This is a genomic window from Coleofasciculus sp. H7-2 (genome assembly GCF_042747725.1).
Lineage (GTDB): Bacteria > Cyanobacteriota > Cyanobacteriia > Cyanobacteriales > FACHB-T130 > FACHB-T130.
This window is the reverse complement of record NZ_JBHZGO010000010.1, coordinates 1-2,319: the sequence shown is the minus strand read 5'-3', so window position 1 is coordinate 2,319 and position 2,319 is coordinate 1. Positions and strand designations below refer to the sequence as shown.

Genomic DNA, 2,319 nt, shown 5'->3' with positions numbered 1-2,319 from the left:
CTTCCTCGAAACACTTGGCGTCATCCACCAAAACCTGGATGTTCAGCATTGGTCGAGTTTAAAGGTGATTCTGCCCGTGTTGCAACGCCTTTACGTTATCTCCTTGGAATCCAGTAAGAGCCTAAATATAAAGTGTCAGTTTCTTCCATCGAGTAGTACTCAGTTTTGACGTTCATGCCATTTCGCACATCATATAGCACCGAGCCGAGCGCAACCCAAGTAACCGATTCATCTGTGAAGAACTCATCGGCCAACTTAACATTGTGACGAAAGTGTGTGTCACATCTAACAGGTGCAAACCCCGAAATATAGTGCAATGAGTTCTTTTCCAGTGTTATTGCCATAGGTTCAATCCTTTCAAAATGCCCAGCGCCGTTTCCTTATCTTCTACATCTATGCGCTGCCAAGCGTGCGAGTACTTGAGATTGTAAATTCTCTTATCATTGGCATCGTAAATAGCCGTTAGCTCATTCGGCTTGTCCTTCGAGCCTTTCTTGCCTGCCTTGTATCCCACATTAGCAACTGCCAAATTGTAAAACTCGCCCTGTGTCGTAGCCGTAACTTGGTGTAAGATCCAACGCTCTCGCACTGCGGCGGCGACGGCGCGCACCTTCTTTTTGAACAGTGCGTAGTTTTTTGAATCGGATAGGAATGTGTCGGTAAAGTAAGGCAAAATAACAAAGCCATGCCCAAATTCTTTGTCTAAGAACGCTGTTGCTTCATGCAACAGCGTCTTGATACTATTGTCTTTATCCGCATCCTCAGCATCAAAGTTTATGCTTGTTGCCAACGCAGGAAGCATAGCGGTGAAGCGATTAAAGCGGTCGTCAAACTGCGTTCCTGATTTCACCCAAGCATCTTGAAAATCTGTCTCCTCGCTCACCGTCTTTTTGCTGGCAAGCAGGAGGCTTGTAGAAGTTGTCGTGTGCGGAGAGAACGCAAAGTTTGGTATGGAGACAATCGCCTTAATGTTGAAGTGTTTATAAAGGAATAACCGTCCGTTCACATCATTCTCAACAGCAAAGAAACTTTCTGGTAAGACAACACCCAGCCGTCCGCCAGGCTTGAGCAATTGATACCACCGTTCCAAGAAATAGGCTTCTGATTTACCTTTAATCTCGAAGTTAGGCTGTACAGCCGCCGAGTTTACATTTACATTGAACGGCGGATTGGAAATTACCACGTCGAAGCGGTCTATCGTGCTTTTGGAGTAGTAGGGATTGCCGTTATTCTGTTTCGACGACAAGATATTTGTGCCGCCCGTCACATCCATTTGAGCATAATGTGCAAACGATTCTAAACCGTCAGCACTGTAAACGTTAGTACTGCCATCACCGTGTAGAATCATGTTTATCTGACACGCGGTTGCCAATACTTGCTCGTTATCCATGCCATACACGTAATCAATCACCCACTTAAAAGCACTGGTGCCAAGCATTTGCCTTTGGATAAAATCGGTCACGTCATCGTCGCCTTGTGCAATAGACGTATAATTTTCATTAACAAGTTTCTGCACGAACTGCATATAGTGGACAAGGAACGTGCCCGTCCCGCAGCTTGGATCAATCACAAAAGGCAACCGATACCGCGCGTCTTGGTCGGGGTAGCGTAACTTCTCCACAACCAGTTCATCTACCTGCAATGCGGTGAGCAAAAAAAGAACGATATTCGGATGAGTAAGAAACAAGCCTTTAGTTTGCTTAAAGGCATCTCGAATGACCATCTCATAAAACTCGCCCAGCACGTCCACGTTTTTATAGCGGTTTTTCTGAAACGAAATTGCACACAAAAGCTCGACGCACTTAGCGACAAGATAAGGAGGAAATTCCCTTAAATCAATGCCGTTGATGTCTTTCAACTCAACGTCTTGGTCTTTGGAGAGGTATTCGCGGTAAGCACGCCGATACAGCAAGTCAATATCGCCCGCAAGTTCCACATCGCTTTGAGGCACGCTGCTCTTGAATTTACGCTGAAAGACATACGCCGTACCCTTCTTCGTCTTTCGCTCGTCGTAAACCTTCGCTAACAGCACTTTATTAAAGTTCTCGAACTTCTTGTTGTCTTCCAGTGTGCCGCTCCAGATAAAATCCCAGAGCGTCCGCCAATGGCGACGTAACAAATCAATACCGAAATTCTCGTTCAAGTCCTTAATCTGCTTGCTTAGATTTTGCTCTGCTCCCGATAACTTGACGAGGGTGTGTCCTAGAAATCGGCTAAGAGCTATAGTAGGCCATGAGCGACTTAAAGAAGAGCATGGAAGGGCTGGTCGAGAAGCTGGAGCAAGAGAGCAAGCAGGTCAAGAACCTTGCCGAACTAGAG

At 46.0% G+C, this 2,319-nt stretch carries 1 protein-coding gene; it reads right to left on the bottom strand.

Annotated elements, in window-relative coordinates:
* Window positions 1-334: 334 nt before the first annotated feature.
* Window positions 335-2,143: a class I SAM-dependent DNA methyltransferase gene (locus ACFW2W_RS01960; RefSeq protein ID WP_378172617.1), complete on the bottom strand. Its 1,809-nt coding sequence runs from the start codon at window positions 2,141-2,143 to the stop codon at window positions 335-337.
* Window positions 2,144-2,319 lie beyond the last annotated feature (176 nt).